Raw genomic sequence first — 266 nt, 5'->3', positions numbered from 1 at the left:
CCACGGCGAGGTCCGGGTTGAGCCGGTCGCGCACCTTGTCGATCGTCTCCACGAGCAGCGCGACGCCCCGCAGGGCGAAGAACTCGCACTCCAGCGGGATGAGGACGCCGTCGGCGGCGGTCAGCGCGTTGACGGTGAGCAGCCCCAGGGAGGGCTGGCAGTCGATGAGCACGACGTCGTAGACGTCCAGCGCCGGGCGCAGCGCGCGGGAGAGGACGGACTCGCGCGCAACCTCGCCGACGAGCTGGACCTCGGCGGCGGACAGG

Annotated in this window: 1 protein-coding gene; it reads right to left on the bottom strand. The window is 72.6% G+C overall.

What is annotated here, in order from left to right:
* The coding region (locus WDW90_RS39705; RefSeq protein ID WP_336493068.1) for a ParA family protein at nt 1–266 on the bottom strand (266 nt) is incomplete at both ends.

The organism is Methylobacterium nigriterrae, from assembly GCF_037106235.1.
Classification (GTDB): Bacteria; Pseudomonadota; Alphaproteobacteria; order Rhizobiales; family Beijerinckiaceae; genus Methylobacterium; species Methylobacterium nigriterrae.
This window is presented reverse-complemented; position numbering and strand designations above follow the sequence as displayed.